This window comes from Pseudomonas sp. ZL2 (genome assembly GCF_054788455.1).
The window spans coordinates 16,682-41,165 of sequence record NZ_JBGOGX010000004.1; the positions used below are offsets into that span (position 1 = coordinate 16,682).

The window sequence follows — 24,484 nt, forward strand, 5'->3', positions numbered from 1 at the left end:
GATCAGTGGCCCAGTTGCCGTGGTTGCCAGTCCTTGACCACCAGGGTCACGTCGAGGTTTTGCCCGTGCAGCTTGATGCGCTCGGGCAGCCAGTAGCCGTTCTGTTCGGCGTAGCTCAGGTACTGCACGTCCCAGCCGTCCTGCTTGAGGCTGGCCAGGCGGCTGTCGCCGTCGAGGGTCAGCTGGCTCTTGCTGTCGGGGGCGGGCAGGCCGCGAATCCACCAGACCAGGTGCGAAATCGGCAGCTCCCAGCCCAGTTGTTCTTCGAGCAGGGCTTCCGGGCTTTGCGCCTCGAAGCGGCCCTGGTTGGCGACTTCGAGGGTGACGCCGCCGGGGCGCCCGGTCAGGCGTGCGGCGCCGCGGCCCAGCGGTCCGGACAGGCGGATGTCGTAGTAATCCTGGCGTTGCAGCCAGAACAGCGTGCCGCTGCCGGAGTCTTTCGGCGCGCGGATACCGACCTTGCCGTTGATCTGCCAGCCATCGAGGGTGCTCAGCTGTTGCTTGTGCTCGCGCCACAGCTGTGGGCTGCCCTCGCCCCGCAGGGCCTCGCGGGAGCCGAAGCCGGCACAGCCGGCAAGCAGGGCGATCAGGCAAAAGGTGATGCAGTGGCGCAAAAACATAGGCTTATAGAGTCTCGGATCCGGTCAGGCGCAGGACGGTCTTGCGCAGGATGGGGCTGTCGGGCTGGGCTTCGAAGGCCTTGGCCCAGACCTGGCGGGCTTCGCGGCGCTTGCCGTTGGCCCAGAGTACTTCACCCAGGTGAGCGGCGACCTCGTGGTCGGGGAAACGCTCAAGGGCCTGGCGCAACAGGCGCTCGGCTTCGTCAAGGTTGCCCATGCGGTAGTTGACCCAGCCGAGGCTGTCGAGCACCGCCGGATCGTCCGGGGTGATCTGGTGAGCCTTGTCGATCAGCGCCTTGGCTTCGGCGTAACGGCTGGTGCGGTCTGCCAGGGTGTAGCCAAGGGCGTTGAGGGCCATGGCATTTTCCGGCTCGCGGCTGATGATGCTGCGCAGATCCTTTTCCATCTGGGTCAGGTCGTTGCGTTTTTCCGCCAGCATGGCCCGGGTGTAGAGCAGGTTGAGGTCGTCCGGGTACTGCTTGATCGCCTGCTGCAGAACCTGCCCGGCCTGGGCGTCCTTGTCGTTGTTGCCCAAGGCTTCGGCTTCGATCAGGTACAGCTGGATGGCGTAGTCGGGCTGGGCGTCGCGGGCTGCGGCCAGGCGCCGCGAGGCCTCGGCGCTGCGGCCGTTGGCGATGAGGATATCGGCCTGGCGCAGTTGCGCCGGCAGATAGTCGTTGCCGGGGCCGACCAGGGCGTATTCGTTCAGGGCGCTTTCGGGGTCGTTGCGCTCTTCATGAATGCGGCCCAGGTTCAGGTGTGCCGAATCGACATGGCTGTCGCGGGCGATCAGCTCTTCGAGGTAGCCGGCGCCTTCGTCCCAGTCCTTGGTTTCCAGGCTGACCAGGGCCAGCGAGTAACGCAGTTCGTCGTCATCCGGGTACTGCTGGACCAGGCTGACGAATTCGGCTTTGGCGTCAGCCAGGCGATCCTGTTCGACCAGCATGCGCGCATAGGTCAGGCGCAGGCGTTTGTCGTCCGGGTACTGGCGAATGGTTTTTTGCAGCAGCGGCAGGGCTTCCTTGCCGCGCTCCAGGCCTTGCAACAGGCGGGCGCGCAGCAGTACCGGGGCAATCTCGCCAGCCTCGGGCGGGTGTTCTTCGAGCAGGTCGAGGGCGGCCTGGGCCTTGCCATCCTGTTGCAGCAGCAGGGCCTTGCCGAACACCAGCTGACCGTTGTCGGGGTATTTCACCAGCAGGCGATCGAAACTGTTTTGCAGGCCGGCGCGGGTGTCCGGGTCGGTTTCGAGCGCTGACAGCGCGAGGAAATCAAAGTGCGTGTCGCCCTGGCCCTGCAGGACCTTTTCCATGTAGACCATGGACTCGTCATAGCGGCCGCCGCGGGCCAGCTGGATAGCAGCGGCGCGCTGGGCGTCGAGGTTGTTCGGGTCGTTCTTGGCCCAGATCAGCGAGGTGTCCAGGGCGGCCTGGTCGGCGCCCAGGTATTCGGCGATGCGGTAGGCGCGCTCGGAAATGCCCGGATCCTGGGTCTTGATCGCCTGGCTGACATAGTTGTCCAGGGCGATGTCGAAACGGTCGCGCTGGCCGGCAAGTTCGGCAGTCAACAGGCTGTACACGGTGTCCTGGCTGAACGATCCGTAGACGGTGGGCTTGGCCGGTTGCACCGGAGCGGCATCTGCAGGCGCCTTGGCATCCGGTGAACTCGGAGCCAGGGTCTGGCAGCCCTGGAGCAAGGCAAGGGCAAGGAGCAACGCGTAGGATCTATTCATAATCGGGATTTGGGCGGCTTACCAGCGGTCGGATCATCATGACACAAGCGCCGGGGCAAACCCATAAGCGAAGGTCTCGGTAGGGGTAGACTATAGAGACAATAGCGAGCGGTGGTTGTTCTACGCCCTGCGAAGTAGGACAATTATCGGCTTCTCGTCACAATCAGCGACCTTGCATGGCCTTTCTTGCCCTCGGTATCAACCATAAGACTGCCTCGGTAGACGTACGCGAGCGCGTGGCGTTTACCCCTGAGCAGTTGGTGGACGCCTTGCAGCAGCTCTGCCGACTGACCGCCAGCCGCGAAGCCGCGATCCTTTCGACCTGCAACCGCAGCGAGCTTTATATAGAGCAGGACCACCTGGGCGCAGAGAGTATCCTGCGCTGGCTGGCCGAATATCATCAACTGAGCCTGGATGAACTGCGCGCCAGCGCCTACATCCATGAAGATCACGATGCCGTGCGGCACATGATGCGGGTGGCCTCCGGGCTTGACTCGCTGGTGCTCGGCGAGCCGCAGATCCTCGGGCAGATGAAGTCGGCCTATGCCGTGGCCCGCGAAGCCGGGACCATCGGCCCATTGCTCGGGCGGCTTTTCCAGGCCACCTTCAGTGCCGCCAAGCAGGTACGCACCGACACAGCCATCGGCGAAAACCCGGTGTCGGTAGCCTTTGCCGCGGTGAGCCTGGCCAAGCAGATCTTCAGTGACCTGGGTCGTAGCCAGGCGCTGCTGATCGGCGCCGGTGAAACCATTACCCTGGTCGCCCGCCACCTGCACGAGCAGGGGGTGCGCCGCATCGTCGTGGCCAACCGCACCCTGGAGCGGGCCAGCACCCTGGCCGAACAATTCGGTGCGCATGCGGTATTGCTGGCCGACATTCCCCAGGAGCTGGTCAACAGCGATATCGTCATCAGCTCCACCGCCAGCCAGTTGCCGATCCTCGGCAAGGGCGCGGTGGAAAGCGCGCTGAAGCAGCGCCGGCACAAGCCGATCTTCATGGTCGACATTGCCGTGCCGCGGGATATCGAGCCGCAGGTTGGCGAGCTGGACGACGTCTACCTGTATACCGTCGACGACCTGCATGAAGTGGTCGCCGAGAACCTCAAGAGCCGCCAGGGCGCTGCCCAGGCCGCCGAAGAGCTGGTTTCGGTGGGCGCCGAAGATTTCATGCTGCGCCTGCGCGAGCTGGCTGCGGTGGATGTACTCAAGGCTTATCGTCAGCAGAGCGAACGCCTGCGCGACGAAGAGCTGCAAAAGGCCCAGCGCCTGCTGGCCAACGGTACCAGCGCCGACGAAGTGCTGGTGCAACTGGCCCGTGGCCTGACCAACAAATTGCTGCATGCGCCCAGCGTGCAGCTGAAAAAGCTCTCTGCCGAAGGCCGCCTCGATGCGCTGGCCATGGCCCAGGAACTCTTTGCCCTCTCCGAGGGTTCGACGGATAAAACCCCGCAATGAAAGCGTCGCTGCTGAATAAACTGGACACGCTCCAGGACCGTTTCGAGGAACTGACCGCCCTGCTGGGCGATGCCGAGGTCATTTCCGACCAGACTCGCTTTCGCGCCTATTCCCGTGAATATGCTGAAGTCGAGCCGGTAGCCGTTGCCTACGCCCAGTGGCGCAAGGTCCAGGATGACCTGGCCGGCGCCCAGGCGCTGCTCAAGGACAGCGACCCCGACCTGCGCGAAATGGCCGTTGAGGAAGTGCGCGATGCCAAGGAGCAACTGGCGCTGCTGGAAAACCAGCTGCAGCGCATGTTGCTGCCCAAGGACCCCAACGACGGGCGCAACGTGTTTCTGGAGATCCGTGCCGGGACCGGCGGTGACGAAGCGGCGATCTTTTCCGGCGACCTGTTCCGCATGTATTCGCGCTACGCCGAAAAGCGTGGCTGGCGCCTGGAGATTCTCTCGGAGAACGAAGGCGAGCATGGCGGTTACAAGGAAATCATCGCCCGGGTCGAAGGCGACAGCGTCTACGGCAAGCTGAAGTTCGAGTCCGGTGCTCATCGAGTTCAGCGCGTACCGGAAACCGAATCCCAGGGCCGTATCCACACTTCGGCCTGCACCGTGGCGGTGCTGCCCGAGCCTGACGAGCAGGTAGCGATCGAGATCAACCCGGCGGACTTGCGTGTCGACACCTACCGCGCCTCCGGTGCCGGTGGTCAGCACATCAACAAGACCGACTCGGCGATCCGTATCACCCACTTGCCCACCGGCATCGTCGTCGAGTGCCAGGAAGAACGCTCCCAGCACAAGAACCGTGCCCGGGCGATGTCCTGGCTGTCGGCCAAGCTCAACGACATCCAGACCAGCGCGGCGCAGAATGCCATGGCCAGCGAGCGCAAGCTGCTGGTCGGCTCGGGTGACCGTTCCGAACGAATTCGTACCTACAACTATCCACAGGGGCGGGTGACCGATCACCGCATCAACCTGACCCTGTATTCCCTGGATGACGTTCTGGCCGGTGGGGTCGACGCGGTTATCGAGCCGTTGCTGGCCGAATACCAGGCTGACCAACTGGCTGCACTGGGTGAGTAAATGACGATTATTGCCAGCTTGCTCCGCGGTGCGGAGCTGCCGGATTCGCCGACGGCGCGTCTGGATATCGAACTGCTGTTGGCTGCGGCCATCGGCAAGTCGCGCAGCTACCTGCACACCTGGCCGGAGCGGATTGTCAGCAGCGAAGCGGCACTGACCTTTGCCGACTACCTGCAACGTCGGCGTGCCGGCGAGCCGGTGGCCTACATCCTCGGTCAGCAGGGGTTCTGGAACCTCGACCTGGAGGTGACCCCGCATACCTTGATCCCACGGCCGGAAACCGAACTGCTGGTTGAAACCGCCCTGCAGTTGTTGCCGGCAAGCGCCGTCAAACTGCTCGATCTTGGTACCGGCACCGGCGCCATTGCTCTGGCCCTGGCCAGCGAACGTCCGCTGTGGCAGGTCACCGCCGTTGACCGCGTCCTCGAAGCCGTGGCCCTGGCCGAGCGCAACCGCCAGCGCTTGCAGTTGAACAACGTGACGGTGCGGAGCAGTCACTGGTTCGATGCCCTGGCAGGCGAGTGCTACGACCTGATCATCAGCAACCCGCCGTACATTGCCGCCGCCGACCCGCACCTGGTGGCCGGCGACGTGCGCTTTGAGCCAAGCAGCGCGCTGGTCTCCGGCGAAGACGGCCTGGATGACCTGCGCAGCATCATCAGCCAGGCGCCGGAGCACCTGCTGCCCGGTGGCTGGTTGCTGCTCGAGCACGGTTACGACCAGGCCGCCGCGGTGCGCGAGCTGCTGGCCAAACATGACTTCGAACAGATTGAAAGCCGCCTGGACCTCAACGCCCACGAGCGCATCACCCTGGGGCGGCTGTCGTGCTGACCGATCAGGAACTGTTGCGCTACAGCCGGCAGATCCTCCTGGCGCAGGTAGATATCGACGGTCAGCTGCGGCTGAAAAACAGTCGGGTGCTGATCGTCGGCCTCGGCGGCCTCGGTTCGCCCGTGGCGCTGTACCTGGCGGCGGCTGGCGTTGGCGAGTTGCACCTGGCTGACTTCGACACGGTGGACGTCACGAACCTGCAGCGCCAGGTACTGCATGACACCGCTTCGGTGGGCCTGAGCAAGGTCGACTCGGCGCTTGCACGCCTCACTGCGATAAACCCTGAAATCACCTTGCAGGCTCATCGCAGTGCCCTGGACGAAGACTCCCTGGCCGAGGCAGTCAAGGTCGTGGACCTAGTGCTGGATTGCTCGGACAACTTCGCCACCCGCGAAGCGGTCAACGCCGCCTGTGTAGCCCAGGGCAAGCCGCTGGTCAGCGGCGCGGCAATTCGTCTGGAAGGGCAGTTGTCGGTGTTCGACCCGCGCCGCCCGGAAAGCCCCTGCTACCACTGCCTGTACGGGCATGGCAGCGAAGCCGAGCTGACCTGCAGCGAAGCCGGTGTGCTTGGCCCGCTGGTCGGCCTGGTCGGCAGCCTGCAAGCACTCGAGGCCTTGAAGCTGCTGGCCGGTTTCGGTGAGCCGCTGGTGGGGCGCCTGTTGTTGATCGATGCCTTCGGTAGCCGATTCCGTGAGCTGCGGGTCAAGCGTGACCCAGGCTGCAGTGTCTGTGGCGAGCATCATGACTGAAGCTGCGGCGGCGCCGGTCGGCGTTTTCGATTCCGGGGTCGGCGGCCTGTCGGTACTGGCCGAGATCCAGCGCCTGCTGCCTAATGAGTCGCTGCTGTATGTCGGCGACTGCGGGTACATTCCCTATGGCGAGAAGTCGCCGGAATTCATCCGCCAGCGTTGCCGTGTGGTTGCCGAGTTCTTCCGTGCACAGGGCGCCAAGGCCATGGTCCTGGCCTGTAATACCGCGACAGTGGCGGCGGTGGCAGATTTGCGCGAACAGTATTCACACTGGCCGATAGTGGGTATGGAGCCGGCGGTAAAACCCGCCGCTGCCGCGACCCGCAGCGGTGTCGTTGGCGTGCTGGCCACCACCGGCACCCTGCAAAGCGCCAAATTCGTCGCCTTGCTTGATCGCTTTGCCAACGACGTTCGCGTCGTCACCCAGCCTTGCCCGGGGCTGGTGGAGTGCATCGAGGCTGGCGACTTGAACAGCCCGGTGGTGCGCGAGCTGCTGCAAGGCTATGTGAAACCCTTGCTCGATGCCGGCTGCGACACCCTGATCCTGGGCTGCACCCATTACCCCTTCCTCAAGCCTTTGCTGGCGCAAATGCTCCCGGCCTCGGTGGCGATCATCGATACCGGCGCCGCGGTTGCCCGGCAATTACAGCGCCTTCTGGGCGAGCGCGAGCTGCTGGCCACGGGACCTGCTCGGGATGCGCAATTCTGGACCAGCGCCAGCCCCGAACATATGAGAAAGATCCTTCCAATGTTGTGGAATAAATCTGACAGTGTGCGAAGCTTTGCAATGTAAAAAAAGTGTGAAAAGCACTCAACATTGACTGAACTAACGCAACGTTGCCGATTTCTATTTATTGTCTGGTGAGACAAGAAAACCAACAACAGCATTAGGAAATAGGACGTTTCTCATGAAGAAACTGCTTTGCTTGGCTGCTCTTGCAGCCGTTACCCTGGGGCAATCTTTCACAACTCAAGCAGCGGACGTTTCGTTCTCGATCGGGCAGACCGGCGACTCGACCATGACCTATCGGCTGGGCCTGCAATCGAACTGGGATGCCAGCTGGTGGCAAACCAGCGTAGGCCGTATTACCGGCTATTGGGATGGTGCCTACACCTACTGGGATGGCGACGAGACGGCAAGTAACCACAGCCTGTCGTTTGCGCCGGTGTTTGTTTATGAGTTCGCCGGTGAGTCAGTCAAGCCCTACATCGAAGCCGGTATTGGTGTCGCCGCATTCTCCAGTACCGAAGTTGAGAGCAACAAACTTGGCTCCTCCTTCCAGTTCGAAGACCGTATCGGCTTCGGCCTGCGCTTTGCCGGTGGCCACGAAGTTGGTGTGCGCGCCATTCACTACTCCAACGCCGGGCTGCAAACGCCCAACGATGGTGTAGAAAGTTACGCATTGCACTACCGTATGCCGCTCTGACTTCAAGTGCTGCCCTGTGGTTTACACAGGGCTTGAAGGTCGCTCGGGCAATGGCCAGAGGCTGTTGAGGTTGAGGGCTTCGAGCAGTAATTCCGGGGCTCGTTCGGGGAGCCGCTGGACGATCACATCGGCGGCGCTTTCCGGGGTCCACTGTTCGGGCATGACCTGAACTCCGACCAGCGGCACTTTCAAGGCCTGGGGCGCGACAAGGGTCAGGTCGATGCCTTTACTCTGCAGATTCTGCCGCTCGGCACGAAACACTTCTGCCAGGTTGTTGCTCGGTGTTGCCGGCTGGCTTGGCTCGTAGAGTTGCAGTGCGGAATAGCGGCTGAGCACCGCCAGGACTTGTGGTGCCTGGCCTTTTTCCAGTAGCGGCACTGCAACGTTCAGGCAGTGGACCGAGGCGCTCAGGTTGCTGCTGGCGATGGCTTCGAAAATTGCCGTCGGCGAGAGGCTGGCGTCCAGGTAATCGCAGGTGCCGGCATTCACCAGCAGGCAATCGAGGGCGCCCCAGTGTGCCTGGAGTTGCTGGCCGGCCTGCGCCGCTTGCACACCATCATCCAGACTGCCGTCGAGCAACAACAGCTGCTCGGGGTTGAGCTGCGACAGGCCCGTCAGTTCAGGCGATGCCCGGCCGCTGGCCGCGACCTTCCAGCCCTGCTCAAGCAGCTGTTGCACCAATGCCAGGCCCAGGCCGCTGCTGGCGCCGGTGACCCACACTTTACGCGCGATGGGTTCGCTCACGTTACTGCCCTCTCTTCCTGCCGCGTGGGTAAATTCTTGAATGCATTCAACGCACGTTGGCGACTGCTACTGAGGTCCACAATAGGCTGTGGATAAAGGTTAGAAGCAAAAAGATCGTCAGTAATCACTGGATGGTGGATATTTTTTTCAGCTACATCCACCAATTCCGGTAGCCATTGCCGAATGAAGCTACCACCTGCATCGAAGCGTTGCGACTGGCTGAGCGGATTGAAGATACGAAAGTACGGCGCGGCATCGGTACCGGTCGAGGCGCTCCACTGCCAGCCGCCGTTGTTGGCGGCCAGGTCTCCGTCGATCAGGTGGCGCATGAAAAAGCGTTCGCCTTCGCGCCAGTCGATCAACAGGTTCTTGGTCAGGAACATGGCGACGATCATGCGCAGGCGGTTGTGCATCCAGCCGGTGGCGTGCAATTGGCGCATGGCGGCATCGATGATCGGGATACCGGTCTGCCCTTGCTGCCAGGCCTTGAGTTCATCCGGCGCGTGGCGCCAGGGCAGGGCCTCGGTTTCCGGGCGGAAGGCGCGGTGCATCGAGACCCGCGGGTAGCCAACCAGAATATGCTTGTAGAACTCCCTCCAGAGCAGTTCGTTGATCCAGGTCACCAGGCCCCGGTTGCCACTGTCGAACTCGCCAAAGTTGTGGCTTAGCGCGGCGTGCAGGCACTGGCGCGGCGAGATCACCCCGGCAGCCAGATAGGCCGACAATTGGCTGGTGCCGGCGACCGCGGGAAAGTCGCGCTGCTCCTGGTAATCCTCGGCGCGTTCGTCGATGAAGCGTTGCAGGCGTCGCTGCGCTTCATCCTCACCGGCTGGCCAGAGGTCGCGCAAGGATTGTGGGGGCGGCTGGAAACCGGCGACTTCACTGGGCACCGGGTCGCTGGCGACAGCTGTCGGCGCTTGCGCCTTCAGCTCGTTGACCAGGCGCGGCAAGCCCAGGTGCAGGCGCTCGTAACAGACCTTGCGGAACTGGCTGAAGACCTGGAAGTAGCCGCCGCTGCGGGTAAGGATGCTGCCGGGCTTGAACAGCAGTTGGTCGAGATAGCCGTGTACGGCAATGCCTTGCTGGCCGAGGGCGGCTTGTACCGCCTGGTCGCGGACGCGTTCATTGACGCCATATTCCTCGTTGAAATGCACAGCCTGTACCTGGTGTTCACGGCACAGTCGTAGCAAGGCTTGCGGTGCCTGTTGCCAGGTGTCGGCGTGACGGATCAGCAGGGGAATGTTCAACTGCGCCAGCGCTGTGCGCAGGCTTTGCAGGTTGCGCAACCAGAAGTCGACCTTGCACGGCGCATCGTCATGGTCCAGCCATTGCCCGGGGCTGAGCAGCCATACCGCGAGGGTCGGGCCGTGTTCGCAGGCCGCTGCCAGCGCGGTGTTGTCGAGTACGCGCAGGTCGCTGCGCAGCCAGATCAGTTGCATGGTGTTCCTTTGCCATTGGCGGTGGTGTTCATGGCGCGCGTCCACTGAGTCGTTGCAGGCAGTGCAGCGCTGCCTGGGGAGAGTCGAGGGCAAACAGCGTCTCGTCCGTCCAGGCCTGCAGGGCATGCTTATGAATGCTGACTGCGCGGCCACACAGGAGTTTCGGAATTTCGACGTTGGCCAGGTTTCGTTGCAATCGGGATATGTCGACCGACTTGTCGACGCTCAGCAGCAACGCCCAGGGCTGCAGATGGCCTACAGCCAGGCTCAGCTCGTTGCCGGGCGGCGGCCAGTCGAAGACCTGCACCGGAAACCCGGCATTGCTCGCCAGCCAGGCGCTCAGCCAGAGCCGTGGGTCGAAGGCCAGGTCCGAGCCGTTGACCAGCAGCAACGGGGCTCCGCCGAGCTGATGGTTGTTGTGGTAGATCCGCGTGCCCAGTTTGCTGCGCAGCCAGGAATGAAAGAACACTTGCTCAAGCCCTGCGGCAAACTGGCCCTGCCAGCGCAGTTCCAGATCGGCAAGCAGCGGCATCAACAGGTGTTCGCAGAGCGTTGCCGCCGGGTACAGGGCCATGGCCTGGTTCAGGTGTTGCTCAAGGCGGCGCTCGGCGAGGGCGGCAATGGCCTCTTTCAGTTGCTCACGCAGGCCTTGCCAGTCGCTGCCGGCAGGCGATTGCGCTGCACTGGGGGTGGCGTCCAGCAAGGATCTGACCTGGCTGACCGCGGCACCGCGGTTGAGCCAGGTGAGAATCTGCTGGATGCGCTGGACGTTTTCCTGGCTGTAGAGGCGATGCCCCTTGCCGGTGCGTTGCGGCACGATCAGGCCATAACGGCGTTCCCAGGCGCGCAGGGTGACCGGGTTGACGCCGGTCAGGCGCGTCACCTCGCGGATCGGCAGCAGCGCATCAGATGGCATTGCGCAGGCTCAGGTTTTCCGGGTGCGGTTGCAGGTATACCTGCTGCGCCAGGTAGGGGGCGGGGTGGTTGCGCAAGTGATGCTTGAGCAGCGTCAGAGGCACCACCAGCGGTACTACGCCGGCATGGTACTGGGCGATCAGTTGCTGGATTTCCTGCTTGTCGTCGCGGCTCAGGGCATCGCGCAGGTAACCGCTCAGGTGCAGCAGCACATTGCTGTGGGTGCCGCGGCTGGCGCAGCGGCGCAGGGCCTGCATCAGCTGGCTGAAATAGTGCGGGGCAAGCACTTCGGGGTCGTCGTCACGGGTCATGCTGCCCAGCAGTTTGCCCAGCGTCTTGTACCGTTGAGGGTTGTGGGCCATCAGCTGGTACTTGTAGCGGGCATGAAAAGCGATCAGGGCGCCACGGCTGACGCCATCGGTGAGCAGTTGCTGCCAGTCGGCGTAGGCGTACACGCGGGTGATGAAGTTCTCCCGCAGTACCGGATCGCACAACCTGCCGTCTTCCTCCACCGGCAGGTCAGGATGCTGTTCGCAGAACGCGGCGGCGAACAGCCCGCGGCCGCCTTCCGCTGCCGGGTAGCCATTGGCCTGATAGACCTTGACCCGTTCCAGGCCGCAGGACGGTGATTTGTGCATGAAGATGTAGCCGCAGATGTCGCCAAGATCCTTGGCCATCTGTTGACCATAGGCGCGCAACGGACCGGACAGATCCAGGCCCGGGTCGCGACTGCACACCGCCTGCGGGTCGGCTGGATCGCCGATCAGACGGATAGGTGCGCGAGGCACGCCCAAGCCAATGGCGACTTCCGGGCACACCGGGACGAACTCGAAGTGTTCGCTGAGCACCTCGTTGCACAGTCGCGAAGCCTTGTGACCACCGTTGAAGCGCACCTCCTGACCGATCAGGCAGGCACTGACAGCGATGCGGGGTTTGCGTGGCAGGTCATGAGCGTCCATGAACAGATCCTGAAAAATATTGTACAAAAATAAAAAGCTGTACAGATAAATCTCATCATAGAGATAAACCTGTGCAAGTCAAATTACTTGTACAACCTTTGTGCAGGATGTCGAAACACGCGCAGCGGGGCTGAACAGAAGCAGCCCCGATAAGCTATTCCAGGTGTTCCAGCAAACGCCGGGCCGCTTCCTGGCCGCTCAACCAGGCACCCTCGACGCGGCCAGACAGACACCAGTCGCCGCAGGCATACAAGCCCAGGTCGGCATCCGCCAGGGCACCCCATTCGTGGTTGCTGGCCGGCCGGGCATAAAGCCAGCGATGGGCGAGGGAGAAATTCGGAGCCGGGACCACGCAGCCGACCAGCTCGGCGAAGTCGCCCCACAGCTGCTCGATGACGGCCTCCTTGGCCAGGTCGATATGGTGTTTGCTCCAGCTTGCGGTGGCATGCAGTACCCAGGTGTCCATATGTTCATCGCGCCCGGGTTTGCTGCGGTTGCGCGCCAGCCAGTCGAGGGCGCTGTCTTGCACGAAGCAGCCCTGCATCGGGGTGTCGAGCGGTGTGTCGAAGGCCAGGGCAATGGCCCAGGTCGGGTCCATCTGCACGCCGGCCGCAGTGGCGGCGAGCTTGGGGGCGGCGCTCAGCAGCTGGGTAGCCTGGGGTGCCGGCACGGCGACCACCACCCGGCTGAACGGACCGTGGCTGCAGCCGTCTGTGTCCTGCAGGTGCCAGTACTTCTGGCCGCGATAGACCTCGGCAATACGGCAACGGAAGTTCACCGTGACATCCTTGAGCAGGCCGCGGGTGATGGCGCTCATGCGCGGTACGCCGACCCAGCGCGTCTGTTCATCGGGGGAGGGGCTCAGTACACCATCCTGGTAGTGATACAGCTGCGGCTTCCATTCTGCCGCCCAGCCGGCGGCCACCCATTGTTGCAACTGGTCGACAAAACGCCGGTCACGGGCAGTGAAATACTGGGCGCCAAGGTCGAGGGCGCCGGCATCGCTGCGCTTGCTGGCCATGCGTCCCCCGCTGCCGTGGCCCTTGTCGAACAAATGAACGGTCTGCCCGGCTTTCTGCAATGCCTGGGCCGCGGAAAGGCCGGCAATACCGGCCCCGATGATGGCAATAGGTACAGTCATGATGGCCTCTTCGAACCTTATGGTTGCAGACTACGCTGCCCGGTAAACCTGTACAATGCATGAATCCTGTATAAGATGATTCCGCTCGTTACCACAGGTTGGCCTATGTTTATCCGAGAGCGATCGGTCAAAAAAGTGCCTTGTTGTTAAAAATAGACCACTGGCGCGCCATGTGAGGACACAGCCATGCATATATTGCTGACCGGCGGTACCGGGTTGATCGGCCAACACCTGTGCCAGCACTGGCTGGCCCAGGGGCATCGGCTGACGGTCTGGAGTCGTCGCCCTGAACAGGTGGGCAGGTTATGTGGTGCTGGCGTGCGCGGCATTGCCCGGCTTGACGAGCTGGCCGATGACGACACCGTGGATGCGGTGATCAATCTGGCCGGTGCACCGATAGCCGATCGGCCCTGGAGTTCCAGTCGACGGGCATTGCTCTGGGCCAGTCGGATCACCCTGACCGAACAATTGCTGGCCTGGCTGGAGGCGCGCCAGCAGCGCCCTCAAGTGCTGATTTCGGGCTCGGCGGTAGGTTGGTATGGCGATGGTGGCGAGCGTGAGCTCACCGAAGCCTCGCAGCCGGTCAAGGAGGATTTTGCCAGCCAGCTGTGCATCGCCTGGGAAGAAACCGCCATGGCTGCCCAGCCTCTGGGTATTCGTGTGGTACTGGTGCGTACCGGCTTGGTGCTGTCGAGCGAGGGCGGCTTTTTGTCGCGCCTGCGCCTGCCGTTCAAACTGGGGCTGGGCGGGCCTATTGGCGATGGTCGGCAGTGGATGCCGTGGATTCATATACACGACCAGATCGCCCTGATTGATTTTCTCTTGCAGCACAAGGATGCCAGCGGTCCTTATAATGCCTGCGCCCCGGAGCCGGTGCGCAACCGCGAGTTTGCCAGGCGTCTGGGCCGGGCCATGCATCGCCCGGCGTTCATGCCGCTGCCGGCGCTGGTGCTCAAGGCCGGGCTGGGCGAGCTGTCGACCCTGCTGCTGGGGGGGCAAAGGGCGCGGCCGGTACGTTTGCTGGCCGCCGGTTTCACCTTCCGCTTCAATGATCTGCAATCGGCCCTGGATGAACTGTCCAGCCGCCTCTGAAATAGGACGTTGCATGACCGATCACGCTTTGCTGCTGGTCAACCTGGGTTCACCGGCTTCCACCTCTGTCGCCGACGTGCGCCGGTACCTCAATCAGTTTCTCATGGACCCCTATGTCATCGACCTGCCGTGGCCGGTGCGCCGGTTGCTGGTGTCGCTGATTCTGATCAAGCGCCCGGAGCAGTCGGCCCATGCCTATGCTTCGATCTGGTGGGACGAGGGCTCGCCACTGGTGGTGCTGACCCGTCGCCTGCAGGCGGCCATGCGCGAGCAGTGGAGCCACGGCCCGGTGGAAATCGCCATGCGCTATGGCGAGCCTTCGTTGCCGACAGTACTGGCACGCCTGGCCAGCCAGGGCGTGCAGAAGGTCACCCTGGCGCCGCTGTATCCACAGTTTGCCGACAGCACCGTGACCACGGTCATCGAGCAGGCCAAGCAGGTGATTGTCGAGCAGAAGCTGCCGATTGAGATGGCGATCCTGCAGCCGTTCTACGACAAGCCTGAATACATCGATGCCCTGGCCGCCAGTGCGCAGCCTTATCTGCAGCAGGATTACGACCACCTGCTGCTGAGCTTTCATGGCCTGCCCGAGCGGCATCTGAAAAAGCTCGACCCGACCGGCAACCATTGCTTCCAGGATGCCGATTGCTGTCGAGACGCTTCGCCCGAAATGCTTGCAGTTTGTTACCGCGGCCAGTGCCTGCGCACCGCCCAGGCGTTTGCGAAGAAGATGGGCATTGCCGACGGCAAATGGTCGGTGTCATTCCAGTCACGGCTGGGGCGGGCGAAGTGGATCGAGCCCTATACCGAAACGCGCCTGGATGAGCTGGGTAAGTCAGGGGTGAAAAAGCTGCTGGTGATGTGCCCGGCATTTGTCGCCGATTGCATCGAGACCCTGGAGGAAATCGGTGATCGTGGGCGCGAGCAGTTTGTCGAGGCGGGCGGCGAAGAGCTGGTGCTGGTGCCGTGCCTGAATGATCACCCACAGTGGGTGCAGGCGTTGAAGGGGATGTGTCTGCAAGCAGATTGAATGCAAGGGGCCGCTGTGCGACCCATCGCCGGCAACGCCGGCTCCCACAATGGCAATGCATGCACTCTGTGGGAGCTGGCTTTGCCAGCGATGGGCCGCGCAGCGGCCCCATCAGGCAATCAGATCAAGGCAACTGATCGTCCAGCGCCTTGTTTTTCCAGCTGTCGTTACCCGGCAGCAGCAGGTTCAAGGCAATAGCCACCACGGCACACAGGGCGATGCCCTTCAGGCCCCAGTCGTCCGGGCCAGTGCCGCTACCGATCAGCACGCCACCGATACCGAATACCAGGGTCACCGAAACGATCACCAGGTTGCGCGCCTCGCTGAGGTCGATCTTGTGACGGATCATGGTGTTCATGCCCACTGCGGCGATCGAGCCAAACAGCAGGCAGAGGATGCCGCCCATTACCGGTACCGGAATGCTTTGCAGCAGCGCGCCGAACTTGCCGATGAAAGCCAGGGTGATGGCAAAGATTGCCGCCCAGGTCATGATCTTCGGGTTGTAGTTCTTGGTCAGCATCACTGCGCCAGTCACTTCGGCGTAGGTAGTGTTGGGCGGCCCACCGAACAGGCCGGCGGTGGTGGTGGCGATGCCGTCACCGAGCAGGGTACGGTGCAGGCCAGGCTTCTTCAGGTAATCGCGGCTAGTCACGCTGCCCACCGCAATCACGCCGCCGATGTGCTCGATCGCAGGTGCCAGGGCCACCGGCACGATGAACAGGATCGCCTGCCAGTTGAATGCTGGCGCGGTGAAGTGCGGCAGGGCCAGCCATGGCGCGGCGGCGATCTTGGCGGTGTCGACCACGCCGAAGTAGAACGACAGGCCAAAGCCCATCAGTACACCGGCGATGATCGGCACCAGACGGAAGATGCCCTTGCCGAACACCGCGACGATCAGGGTGGTCAGCAGCGCCGGCATGGAGATCATCATGGCGGTGCCGTACGGCAGCAGTTCGGTGCCGTCACCCGCCTTGCCCATGGCCATGTTGGCGGCAATCGGTGCCATGGCCAGGCCGATCGAGATGATCACCGGGCCGATCACTACCGGTGGCAGCAGGCGGTCGATAAAGCCGGTGCCTTTGATTTTTACGGCAAGGCCGAGGAAGGTGTAGACGAAACCTGCAGCCATTACCCCGCCCATGGTCTCGGCCAGGCCGAACTGGCCTTTGGCGAGGATGATCGGGGTAATGAAGGCGAAGCTGGACGCCAGGAATACCGGAACCTGACGGCCAGTTACCACCTGAAACAGCAGAGTTCCCAGACCCGCAGTGAACAGCGCGACGTTGGGGTCCAGCCCCGTAATCAGTGGCATCAATACCAGCGCGCCGAAGGCGACGAAGAGCATCTGCGCGCCGGAGACGACCTGGCGCCAGAGCGGGTCGTTGAACTCATCCTGCATGCTCAGGCGTCCTTCTGCTTGGTACCGAAGATCTTGTCACCGGCATCGCCCAGGCCAGGGATGATATAGCCGTGCTCGTTCAGGCACTTGTCGATGGAGGCGGTATAGATCTGTACGTCCGGGTGGGCTTTCTCGACGGTGTCGATGCCTTCTGGCGCGGCAACCAGGACCATCGCGCGGATGTCCTTGCAGCCGGCTTTCTTCAGCAGGTCGATGGTGGCGACCATCGAGGCGCCGGTGGCCAGCATCGGGTCGATGATCAGGGCCAGGCGCTCGTTGATTTCCGGTGCCAGCTTTTCCAGGTAGGTGTGCGCTTCGAGGGTTTCCTCGTTGCGGGCCACGCCCACGGCGCTGACCTTGGCGCCCGGAATCAGGCTGAGCACGCCGTCGAGCATGCCGATGCCGGCGCGCAGGATCGGTACTACAGTAATCTTCTTGCCAGCGATCTTCTCGACCTGGACCTTGCCGCACCAGCCATCGATTTCATAGCTTTCCAGGGGCAGGTCTTTGGTGGCTTCGTAGGTCAGGAGCGTACCGACTTCCTGGGCGAGCTCGCGAAAATTCTTGGTGCTGATATCGGCGCGGCGCATCAGGCCGAGCTTGTGGCGGATCAGCGGATGGCGGATCTCACGGGTAGGCATAGGGAAAAGCTCCGGGGGGCGGGCAAAAAACCGCGCTAGATTAATCTATTCAGCCATGCATGTCCTCAGGCTTACTGGACGTTAGTCCAGAAATGCTTGATCTGATGCGACGGGATGCGTACCTTTGCCCGCTTTTCTCAATTGCCGCCCCTTGGAGAGCGCCATGTCCGCCGATCTCGAGCACATCCGTCAAGTCATGCGCGAGGCTGACTGCCTGCACACCGAAGCCGAAGTCGAAGCAGCCATTGCCCGCGTGGGCGCGCAGATCACCGAAGTGCTGGCCGATAGCAATCCGGTAGTCTTCTGCGTGATGAACGGCGGTTTGATCTTCGCCGGCAAGTTGCTGACCCATCTGCAATTCCCGCTGGAATCGTCCTACCTGCACGCCACCCGCTACCGTAACCAGACCAGCGGCGGTGACCTGTTCTGGAAGGCCAAGCCGGAAGTCTCGTTCATTGATCGCGATGTGCTGATCATCGACGATATTCTTGACGAAGGTCATACCCTCAGTGCAATTATCGATTTCTGCAAACATGCCGGTGCTCGTGCCGTGCATACTGCCGTCTTGATCGACAAGGACCATGACCGCAAGGCCAGCGCCGACCTCAAGGCCGATTTCTGTGGCCTGAGCTGCGTTGACCGTTACGTGTTCGGTTATGGAATGGATTACAAAGGATACTGGCGCAATGCTGCTGGTATTTACGCCGTCAAAGGACTCTGACACATGCGCCAGCCCGGCTTTCTTGATCAAGCGCTGTTCGCCGAGCTGGCCGCCAAGGCTGCGGCAAATCCGCGCGGTCGCCAACATTACAACTTTCACGAGATGGAAGAGCCCTGCCATCGCATGGCTGTAGGGTTGCAGCCTTCTACCTATATTCCCCCGCACCGCCATCAAGCATTGGACAAGGCTGAGTGCCTGCTGGTGCTGCGTGGCAAGCTGGGGTTGCTGGTCTTCAATGATCAGGGCGAGGTGGTGGAGAAGCGTATTTTGCAGGCGGGCGGGGAATGCCTGGGTGTTGACCTGCCGACTGGTGTTTTCCATGGCCTGGTGGTGCTCGAGCCAGACACGGTGATGTTCGAGTGCAAGGCTGGACCTTTCCGGCCGGTGGCGCAGGGGGACTTTTCTACCTGGGCGCCGCGCGAAGGCGAACCCGGTGTTGCCGAGTATCACGCCTGGATGCGCGCGCAGTTCGATTGAAATTGCGATGACGCAGTCCCATGCTAGAGTGCCAGGCTGCCCCCAAGGAGCCTGTCATGCGTGCATTTTTCCCCTTGTTGTTCCTGCTGAGCCTGCCGCTGGCCGCGGCGCCCCTGCACAGCCAGTTCCTGCCGCCCGATGACCTTGGGGTGCGCAAGGAAGTGGCAGATTCGCAGCAGTTGCTGCAGGTCACCAGCTACTCGGTGGTGGTGGGCAATCAGCGCCAGTCCAACCAGCAACCGATCCCCGTCACTTCGCCGTTGATCCTGCGCCTCAAGGGCAAGCCGCTGAGCAAGGGTGCGACCATCAGCCAGGTGCTGATCAGCTTCGATGCCGAAAGCAAAAGCCTGAAAAAGCCGGTGTTCGACGACAAGAGCAAGACCCTGACGCTCAACTACCCGCTGGCCCAGTACCGGGTGATGCTCGACCTGCTGCGCAACGATACCGTCTATGTGCAGTTCCTCAGTTACCCCAATGGCCACATCTGGGCGGATCTGCACACTGGTAGCGTACGCGCGCGTTGAGTGCCGGCGCTGCCCGGGGGTAAACTGCCGACCCGTGAAAATGTCCGTGATGGTTCAGTTGGAGTCGGCAATGCGTAAAGACAAGAAGCAAGTGATTGGTGATGAGATCAGCGACGACTACATCAAGTCGTTCCTCCAGTACGAGCCGGCTGATGCCGTTACTTCGCCGTCGCATCACAAGCTGATCAAGGGCTACCGCGGCCTGCGCATCGATGACTTCGAGCGCTATGTCGGCTTCTTCGTCGCAGCCGGTTATGACCTGGACGGCAAGGACGAGCACGGCCAGACCTTCGTCGAGATCATCAAGGACCAGCGCAACGCCGCCGAGTACATCGAGATCATCGATAACGCCCGCGGCTGATAAAACAGCGCCCATAAAAAAACGCCCCGAAGGGCGTTTTTTTATGCCGGCAAGTTACGCGTAGCTCTGTGCCGGGCTGCTTTCGACCAGGCCCAGGACCTCGTCGTTGTGCGCGCTGATCTTGTGATACAGGGCAGCGTCGGTGGCCAGGACCTTTTCCCGGGCGGGGAAAATTTCCTTGAGCTTGGCAGCCCAGGCGCCCTTGGTCTGTTCGGGGAAGCAGCGCTCGATCAGTTCCAGCATGATCGACACAGTCACCGAAGCACCCGGCGAAGCACCGAGCAAGGCGGCCAGGGAGCCGTCCTTGGCTGCGACCAGTTCGGTACCGAATTGCAGGATGCCGCCTTTTTTCGGGTCTTTCTTGATGATCTGCACGCGCTGGCCAGCCACTTCCAGGCGCCAGTCCTCGGCTTTGGCCTCGGGGTAGAAGCGGCGCAGGGAGTCCAGCCGCTGCTCCATCGACTGCATCACTTCGCTGACCAGGTACTTGGTCAGGTCCATGTTGTCGCGGGCCACGGCCAGCATCGGGCCGATGTTGCCCATGCGTACCGACAGCGGCAGGTCGAGGAACGAGCCGTGCTTGAGGAACTTGGTGGTGAAGCCGGCATACGGGCCGAACAGCAGCGAGGTCTTGCCGTCGACCACGCGGGTGTCCAGGTGCGGCACCGACATCGGTGGCGAGCCTACCGCAGCCTGGCTGTAGACCTTGGCCTGGTGGCGCTTGACTACTTCCGGATTGTCGCAACGCAGCCACTGGCCACTGACCGGGAAGCCGCCAAAGCCCTTGCTCTCCTCGATACCCGACAGTTGCAGCAGCGGCAGGGCCGCGCCACCGGCGCCGAGGAACACGAAGCGGGCGTCGACTTCACGGCTGCTGCCGCTGTTGACGTCCTTGATGCTGACGGTCCAGCCACTGCCGTTACGGCGCAGGCCGGTGACCTTCTTGCAGTACTTGACCTGTGCTTCGGGAGCGTTGGCCAGGTGCTTGAGCAGCTTGTTGGTCAGCGCGCCGAAGTTGACGTCGGTGCCTTTCATGACGCGGGTGGCAGCGATCTGCTGGTCGGCTGGGCGACCTGGCATCATCAGCGGCATCCACTCGTTCATCAGCGCCTTGTCTTCGGTGTATTCCATCTCGGCGAAGGCATGATGCTGCTTGAGCATCTCGAAGCGCTTCTTGAGGAAGCTGATGCCCTTTTCGCCCTCGACGTAGCTCAGGTGCGGCACAGGGTTGATGAACGCCCGTGGCGAGCTGAATGCGCCTTTTTTGCTCAGGTAGGCCCAGAACTGCCGGGACACCTCGAACTGGGTGTTGATGTGCACCGCTTTCTTGATATCGATGCTGCCGTCGGCGGCCTGTGGCGTGTAGTTCAGTTCACACAGCCCGGCATGGCCGGTCCCGGCGTTGTTCCACGGGTTGGAACTTTCCGCGGCACCCGAATCCATCAACTCGACGACTTCCAGCTTGATCGCCGGGTCGAGTTCCTTGAGCAGTACGGCCAGGGTGGCACTCATGATGCCTGCCCCTACCAGTACTACATCGACTGCTTCGTTCTGCGCCATTAACGCGTCTCCAAAATCTTCAGCACCAAATTGACAGCATAGGATCCCTGGCTTGCCAGGATCGCCATGTCCGATTCTTCGCAGTTTTTGCAACTTCAGCGGACACCACCAACCGGGCTTTGCGTTGCCTATGAACGCATTTTACAGCCGGTGCGGCAATTCGACTTATGGTCAAGGTATCCGTCGTGCGTTATGGACCGGTTTCAGGCACCCATTGCAAATGAGCGCTGTTGCCAGCTGTTCAGGGCTGTTCGGGACACTTTAGGTGCTTTTGCACATGCCAGACTGTTCATTGCTCGCCACACTCTCGTGAAGTTGTGAAAACCCGTTTTTTCACGCTCTTTTGGAGACGTGAACCTCAAAATGGACTGCGCGATGGCAGACCCGGCAGGTTCAGGCAGAGCAGAGGGCCGAATGACGCAGGCACACTGGCTGGTGCAAGACCTGTGTGGAAGGCTCTCTGTGGGCGGTGCGGGGGATGCGCAATGCTGGGCATTGGCGGTACTGCGAGGCCCGATCAGGAGACGTCCTTATAATCGGGGGGAGATTATAGCGATGTCGCGGGCAGAAAAGCTCTTTATTAGCGACTTTTATTGAGGCAAAACTCAGGCGGCGAGGCTGCGCTGCAGCCAGTTTCCGCTGACACGCTTTGAAACACGGGCGCTGGCGGGCAGCGGGCGGTTAAGCCAGGCCAGGCGAATTTCGTTGATTTCCACCCAGCCGCTGGTCGAAGGAGCCTGCGCACACTGCTTGAAGGCCTGGCAATGGCCCAAGGCGTCGAGGCGGGCGAAGCAGCGTTGCGGATTGCGTTTGAACAGCAAGGCCAGGAGCGAGGACATGGCGAGGTATCCCTGTGAAGAACTGAGGCAAGGATAACCGAGCAGTGATGAAACGATTGTGACAGCGAACCGGGGCTGGGCACGCCTGTCTTATTCACTAATGGCACGCCGATAGCTGGGCTGCCCCGTGCTGGTTATACTGGCGGCCTTTGCTGCCTATTCTGGAGAGATGAGCATGTTGCAACGTTTGTTGTTCGGTTTGATCGCGGTGACCAGTCTGACCCTGGCCGGTTGTGCCCACAGCCCGCAACAACTCAGCCCGCAACCGAAACTCAACGCCCAGCTGGCGCCGGTCGGCCATGGTCAGCCGGTGGTGGTCAAGGTGGTTGATGGCCGTGCTTCGCAAACCCTGGGCACCCGTGGCGGCCTGTACCCGGAAACCAGCGCCATCACCGTGGCCGGCAACGACATCCTGCCAAAACTGCAGGCCCAGGCCGAAGCGGCGGTGCGTCTGCTGGGCTTCACCCCGACGCCGAACGCCTACAACGCGCCCCAGCTGACCGTGACCCTGGCCGAACTCAAGTACCAGTCGCCAAAAGAAGGCATGTACGTGACCGAAGCCACCATCGGTGCGACCTTCAAGGCTGACGTGGCCAACGCCAACCGTCGCTACAGCGGCCGTTACGGTGCTTCGCTGGACCAGCGCTTCGGCATGGCACCCAACCAGGAGACCAACACCAAGCTGGTGGGCGATGTGCTCAGCGATGCGCTGACCCGTCTGTTCAAGGACCAGGCCATCGGGCAGATCCTCGGCGAATAAATCCCAACAGCAAAAAGCCCGATGTCTGCGTGGCAGGCATCGGGCTTTTGCGTTTCTGGGCGCTCAGGCGGCTTCGACGTAGAAGTCCAGCATGCTGATGCCGGTCGGAACGTCGACTTCGGGCAGATCATCATGAGCGTGCCCGCCCAAGGCGCAGTACACCAGCCATTGGCGGTCCTGGACGTTGAACGCCAGGCCGTCGATCAGCGCCTGCTGCTCGTCGCTCTGGGCGATCAGGTAGAGGCGGTCCTGGTTTTCGGCGTGCAGCATGACAAGCTCCGGTGGGTGACGACGGCCGATAGAGTGGCGTGCCTAGATGACGAGCGTGTGACGGTGCGAATTAATCGTCGTTTGTCGCAAAGGGCAGGCAGGGGCACGGGGCTTGGGTAGAATGCCCGCCGTGTCGAAAGTATCGATGTACTTCTTTTGAGGTTTTGCGATGTCGTTGCAAGTGATCTGGGGGCTGTTTGCCGCCCATCCGGCCAAGCTGATCAACCTGCTGGCTCTGGTGCTGACCTGCCCGGGCGGCTTGCTGCTGCACAGCGCCCGCCGCCGCGCGGCGCAAACCCTGGCGGGCATGGCCGCCGATGAAGTGGTGGTCGATGGCATGAGCCTGCGCATCAACCGTTTCTACTACATTCTCGGTTTTGCCTTTTTGGCGCTGGCCTTGTTGCTGTCCTGGTTCAGCACCTGGGTGTGATCGGGGCTGCTTCGCAGCCCATCGCTGGCAAGCCAGCTCCCCCAGAGTGTTCCTGTGGGAGCTGGCTTGCCAGCGATGCAGGCGACGCGGTGCGACCTAAAGCGCCAACCCCGCCTTGACCCGGTACTGATTGCGTACCGGCGTCGCATACTGCTGCACCAGGTACGGCCGCTGCTCGGCCGGACAGGCGTCCAGGCGGCGTTGCCATTCGGCCTGGGCGCGGGCCAGTTCATCGGCCGGGAACACCTTGGCCGCTGCCGGCACGTCCAGCGCCGGATCGGCATCAGCCCATTGCGCATACGCCAGGTAATGCACCGGGAACAACCGGTAGCCGGCCAGAATCTGCCGATCGATCTCGGCGGCCAGTTGCTTGGTGTCCTCGACAAACGCGGTCACCGGCGGGGCAAAGTTGATGTGCACACGGCCTTTGTAGCCAGTAATGCCCTGGGCAATGCTGACGTCATCTTCACCGGGGGCCTTGCTGTAAGTGCCGGTGGTGGCGCGAATGTACAGCTCGCGGGCCTTGGCCTGGTCGCACGGGTCGTACTCGTAACTGATCGACACCGGGCTCAGGTTCAGCGACTGGATCACTGCGCCGAACGGCTCGTCCTTGCGGCTCATGTGGAACATTTTCAGGATTGCCGAATCGGTACGGTCATCACCATCCTTGGCCCGGCCTTCGGCCTGGGCGATCCAGATCGACTGGCAATCATTGCGGATCGAATGGTTGATGTAGGCTGAGAGCAACTGGTAAGCAGCAAGCTTTTCCCGGCGGCCACTGATCGAGCGATGAACGATAAAGCTCTTGTTCAGGCGCATCATGTCGCTGACGAACGGCTTTTGCAGCAGGTTGTCGCCGATGGCGATCCGCGGGGTCGGCAGGCCGGCGTGGTACACGGCATAGTTGACGAACGCCGGGTCCATGACGATATCGCGGTGGTTGGCCAGGAACAGGTAGGCGGTACCCGACTTGAGCTGCTCGACGCCGGTGTAGGTCACGCCGTCGGTCGCCCGCTCGATGGTGTGGTCGACGTAGTATTCGACCTTGTCCTGCAGGGTCGAGACGCAGCTGACCCCGGCAAACTCTTTACGCAGGCGCCGGGCGATCAGCGGCTTGAGCAGCCAGCCGAAGGCCCCGGCCATGCGCGGGAAGCGGAAGTGGGTGAGGATATCGAGGAATGCCGGGTCGCTGAGCAGCCGTGCCAGAACGGCAGGGACTTCAGCGTCGTCGTACGGTCGGATGGCATCGAATTCGCCCATCATGCTCTCTTGTTGGAAACGGCTAGGGTAATA

27 protein-coding genes are annotated in these 24,484 nt (G+C 62.2%); 14 read left to right on the forward strand and 13 right to left on the reverse strand.

Annotated elements, in window-relative coordinates:
* Nucleotides 1-2 precede the first annotated feature (2 nt).
* Together lolB and ABM562_RS05955 are read right to left on the reverse strand one after the other, a co-directional pair.
* Nucleotides 3-620: a lipoprotein insertase outer membrane protein LolB gene (gene lolB / locus ABM562_RS05950; protein WP_115088757.1), complete on the reverse strand. Its 618-nt coding sequence runs from the start codon at nucleotides 618-620 to the stop codon at nucleotides 3-5.
* A gap of 4 nt (nucleotides 621-624) precedes the next feature.
* The gene (locus ABM562_RS05955) at nucleotides 625-2,349 is read right to left on the reverse strand and encodes a tetratricopeptide repeat protein (RefSeq protein WP_115088756.1); all 1,725 of its coding nucleotides are present in this window, start codon (nucleotides 2,347-2,349) and stop codon (nucleotides 625-627) included.
* A gap of 176 nt (nucleotides 2,350-2,525) precedes the next feature.
* Here ABM562_RS05955 and hemA point away from each other — a divergent pair, with 176 nt between their 5' ends.
* The 6 genes from hemA to ABM562_RS05985 all read left to right on the forward strand — a co-directional run bounded on the left by hemA (nucleotide 2,526) and on the right by ABM562_RS05985 (nucleotide 7,889).
* Nucleotides 2,526-3,803: a glutamyl-tRNA reductase gene (gene hemA / locus ABM562_RS05960; protein WP_115088755.1), complete on the forward strand. Its 1,278-nt coding sequence runs from the start codon at nucleotides 2,526-2,528 to the stop codon at nucleotides 3,801-3,803.
* Complete coding sequence (gene prfA, locus ABM562_RS05965) at nucleotides 3,800-4,882, forward strand: peptide chain release factor 1 (RefSeq protein ID WP_460421160.1); 1,083 nt, start codon at nucleotides 3,800-3,802, stop codon at nucleotides 4,880-4,882. Before hemA ends, prfA begins: the two co-directional genes overlap by 4 nt.
* Complete coding sequence (prmC, locus tag ABM562_RS05970) at nucleotides 4,883-5,713, forward strand: peptide chain release factor N(5)-glutamine methyltransferase (protein ID WP_460421162.1); 831 nt, start codon at nucleotides 4,883-4,885, stop codon at nucleotides 5,711-5,713. It abuts the gene before it with no gap.
* A complete protein-coding gene (locus ABM562_RS05975) occupies nucleotides 5,707-6,462 on the forward strand; it encodes a molybdopterin-synthase adenylyltransferase MoeB (protein WP_115088752.1) in 756 nt (251 codons plus the stop codon). The genes prmC and ABM562_RS05975 overlap by 7 nt, the downstream gene beginning before the upstream one ends.
* Entirely contained in the window at nucleotides 6,455-7,255 is an 801-nt protein-coding gene (gene murI, locus ABM562_RS05980) for a glutamate racemase (RefSeq protein WP_115088751.1), read from the forward strand. Before ABM562_RS05975 ends, murI begins: the two co-directional genes overlap by 8 nt.
* Nucleotides 7,256-7,370: 115 nt before the next feature.
* Nucleotides 7,371-7,889, forward strand: coding sequence for an acyloxyacyl hydrolase (locus ABM562_RS05985; protein ID WP_115088750.1), 519 nt, complete (start codon nucleotides 7,371-7,373; stop codon nucleotides 7,887-7,889).
* Nucleotides 7,890-7,910: 21 nt separating this feature from the next.
* Here ABM562_RS05985 and ABM562_RS05990 read toward each other — a convergent pair whose 3' ends face one another.
* From ABM562_RS05990 to ABM562_RS06010, 5 genes are all read right to left on the reverse strand, one after another.
* Nucleotides 7,911-8,633, reverse strand: a complete 723-nt coding sequence (locus ABM562_RS05990; protein WP_233674630.1) for an SDR family NAD(P)-dependent oxidoreductase — start codon at nucleotides 8,631-8,633, stop codon at nucleotides 7,911-7,913.
* Nucleotides 8,630-10,072 (reverse strand): deoxyribodipyrimidine photo-lyase, encoded by a 1,443-nt coding sequence (gene phrB / locus ABM562_RS05995; RefSeq protein ID WP_460421164.1) that lies wholly within the window; start codon nucleotides 10,070-10,072, stop codon nucleotides 8,630-8,632. Before phrB ends, ABM562_RS05990 begins: the two co-directional genes overlap by 4 nt.
* A 28-nt stretch (nucleotides 10,073-10,100) precedes the next feature.
* A complete protein-coding gene (locus ABM562_RS06000; RefSeq protein WP_134064306.1) occupies nucleotides 10,101-10,988 on the reverse strand; it encodes a MerR family transcriptional regulator in 888 nt (295 codons plus the stop codon).
* Nucleotides 10,978-11,946 carry a YbgA family protein gene (locus ABM562_RS06005; RefSeq protein WP_460421166.1) on the reverse strand — a complete coding sequence of 323 codons (969 nt, stop codon included), beginning with the start codon at nucleotides 11,944-11,946 and terminating at the stop codon, nucleotides 10,978-10,980. Before ABM562_RS06005 ends, ABM562_RS06000 begins: the two co-directional genes overlap by 11 nt.
* A 154-nt stretch (nucleotides 11,947-12,100) precedes the next feature.
* Nucleotides 12,101-13,087: an NAD(P)/FAD-dependent oxidoreductase gene (locus ABM562_RS06010; protein ID WP_115088746.1), complete on the reverse strand. Its 987-nt coding sequence runs from the start codon at nucleotides 13,085-13,087 to the stop codon at nucleotides 12,101-12,103.
* Nucleotides 13,088-13,273: 186 nt separating this feature from the next.
* Between ABM562_RS06010 and ABM562_RS06015 the strand changes: the two genes are divergently transcribed.
* Both ABM562_RS06015 and hemH read left to right on the forward strand, forming a co-directional pair.
* A complete protein-coding gene (locus ABM562_RS06015; RefSeq protein ID WP_115088745.1) occupies nucleotides 13,274-14,179 on the forward strand; it encodes a TIGR01777 family oxidoreductase in 906 nt (301 codons plus the stop codon).
* 13 nt (nucleotides 14,180-14,192) lie between these two features.
* Nucleotides 14,193-15,209, forward strand: coding sequence for a ferrochelatase (hemH, locus tag ABM562_RS06020; RefSeq protein ID WP_115088744.1), 1,017 nt, complete (start codon nucleotides 14,193-14,195; stop codon nucleotides 15,207-15,209).
* A gap of 124 nt (nucleotides 15,210-15,333) precedes the next feature.
* On the opposite strand, the gene ABM562_RS06025 is transcribed toward hemH, so the two are convergent.
* Both ABM562_RS06025 and upp read right to left on the reverse strand, forming a co-directional pair.
* Nucleotides 15,334-16,608: a uracil-xanthine permease family protein gene (locus tag ABM562_RS06025; RefSeq protein WP_460421169.1), complete on the reverse strand. Its 1,275-nt coding sequence runs from the start codon at nucleotides 16,606-16,608 to the stop codon at nucleotides 15,334-15,336.
* 2 nt (nucleotides 16,609-16,610) lie between these two features.
* The gene (gene upp / locus ABM562_RS06030; protein WP_115088742.1) at nucleotides 16,611-17,249 is read right to left on the reverse strand and encodes a uracil phosphoribosyltransferase; all 639 of its coding nucleotides are present in this window, start codon (nucleotides 17,247-17,249) and stop codon (nucleotides 16,611-16,613) included.
* Between the two features lie 163 nt (nucleotides 17,250-17,412).
* On the opposite strand from upp, the gene ABM562_RS06035 reads away from it, so the two are divergent.
* The 4 genes from ABM562_RS06035 (at nucleotide 17,413) to ABM562_RS06050 (ending at nucleotide 19,332) form a co-directional block, all read left to right on the forward strand.
* Nucleotides 17,413-17,970: a hypoxanthine-guanine phosphoribosyltransferase gene (locus ABM562_RS06035; protein WP_115088741.1), complete on the forward strand. Its 558-nt coding sequence runs from the start codon at nucleotides 17,413-17,415 to the stop codon at nucleotides 17,968-17,970.
* A gap of 3 nt (nucleotides 17,971-17,973) precedes the next feature.
* A complete protein-coding gene (locus tag ABM562_RS06040) occupies nucleotides 17,974-18,447 on the forward strand; it encodes a WbuC family cupin fold metalloprotein (RefSeq protein ID WP_115088740.1) in 474 nt (157 codons plus the stop codon).
* Between the two features lie 56 nt (nucleotides 18,448-18,503).
* On the forward strand, nucleotides 18,504-18,971 hold the full coding sequence (locus ABM562_RS06045) for a hypothetical protein (RefSeq protein ID WP_134064300.1): 468 nt from the start codon (nucleotides 18,504-18,506) through the stop codon (nucleotides 18,969-18,971).
* Nucleotides 18,972-19,041: 70 nt separating this feature from the next.
* Nucleotides 19,042-19,332 (forward strand): PA4642 family protein, encoded by a 291-nt coding sequence (locus tag ABM562_RS06050; protein ID WP_115088738.1) that lies wholly within the window; start codon nucleotides 19,042-19,044, stop codon nucleotides 19,330-19,332.
* Nucleotides 19,333-19,386: 54 nt separating this feature from the next.
* On the opposite strand, the gene mqo is transcribed toward ABM562_RS06050, so the two are convergent.
* Nucleotides 19,387-20,892 (reverse strand): malate dehydrogenase (quinone), encoded by a 1,506-nt coding sequence (gene mqo / locus ABM562_RS06055; RefSeq protein ID WP_134064298.1) that lies wholly within the window; start codon nucleotides 20,890-20,892, stop codon nucleotides 19,387-19,389.
* A 605-nt stretch (nucleotides 20,893-21,497) separates the two neighbouring features.
* Complete coding sequence (locus ABM562_RS06060; protein WP_115088736.1) at nucleotides 21,498-21,731, reverse strand: hypothetical protein; 234 nt, start codon at nucleotides 21,729-21,731, stop codon at nucleotides 21,498-21,500.
* Between the two features lie 175 nt (nucleotides 21,732-21,906).
* Here ABM562_RS06060 and ABM562_RS06065 point away from each other — a divergent pair, with 175 nt between their 5' ends.
* Nucleotides 21,907-22,491 (forward strand): YajG family lipoprotein, encoded by a 585-nt coding sequence (locus ABM562_RS06065; protein ID WP_115088735.1) that lies wholly within the window; start codon nucleotides 21,907-21,909, stop codon nucleotides 22,489-22,491.
* Between the two features lie 63 nt (nucleotides 22,492-22,554).
* On the opposite strand, the gene ABM562_RS06070 is transcribed toward ABM562_RS06065, so the two are convergent.
* A complete protein-coding gene (locus ABM562_RS06070) occupies nucleotides 22,555-22,761 on the reverse strand; it encodes a hypothetical protein (RefSeq protein ID WP_115088734.1) in 207 nt (68 codons plus the stop codon).
* 169 nt (nucleotides 22,762-22,930) lie between these two features.
* On the opposite strand from ABM562_RS06070, the gene ABM562_RS06075 reads away from it, so the two are divergent.
* On the forward strand, nucleotides 22,931-23,191 hold the full coding sequence (locus ABM562_RS06075) for a hypothetical protein (RefSeq protein ID WP_115088733.1): 261 nt from the start codon (nucleotides 22,931-22,933) through the stop codon (nucleotides 23,189-23,191).
* Between the two features lie 96 nt (nucleotides 23,192-23,287).
* Here the strand turns inward: ABM562_RS06075 and ABM562_RS06080 are convergent, their stop codons facing one another.
* The gene (locus ABM562_RS06080; protein WP_166675726.1) at nucleotides 23,288-24,454 is read right to left on the reverse strand and encodes a 1-acyl-sn-glycerol-3-phosphate acyltransferase; all 1,167 of its coding nucleotides are present in this window, start codon (nucleotides 24,452-24,454) and stop codon (nucleotides 23,288-23,290) included.
* Between the last annotated feature and the right edge of the window lie 30 nt (nucleotides 24,455-24,484).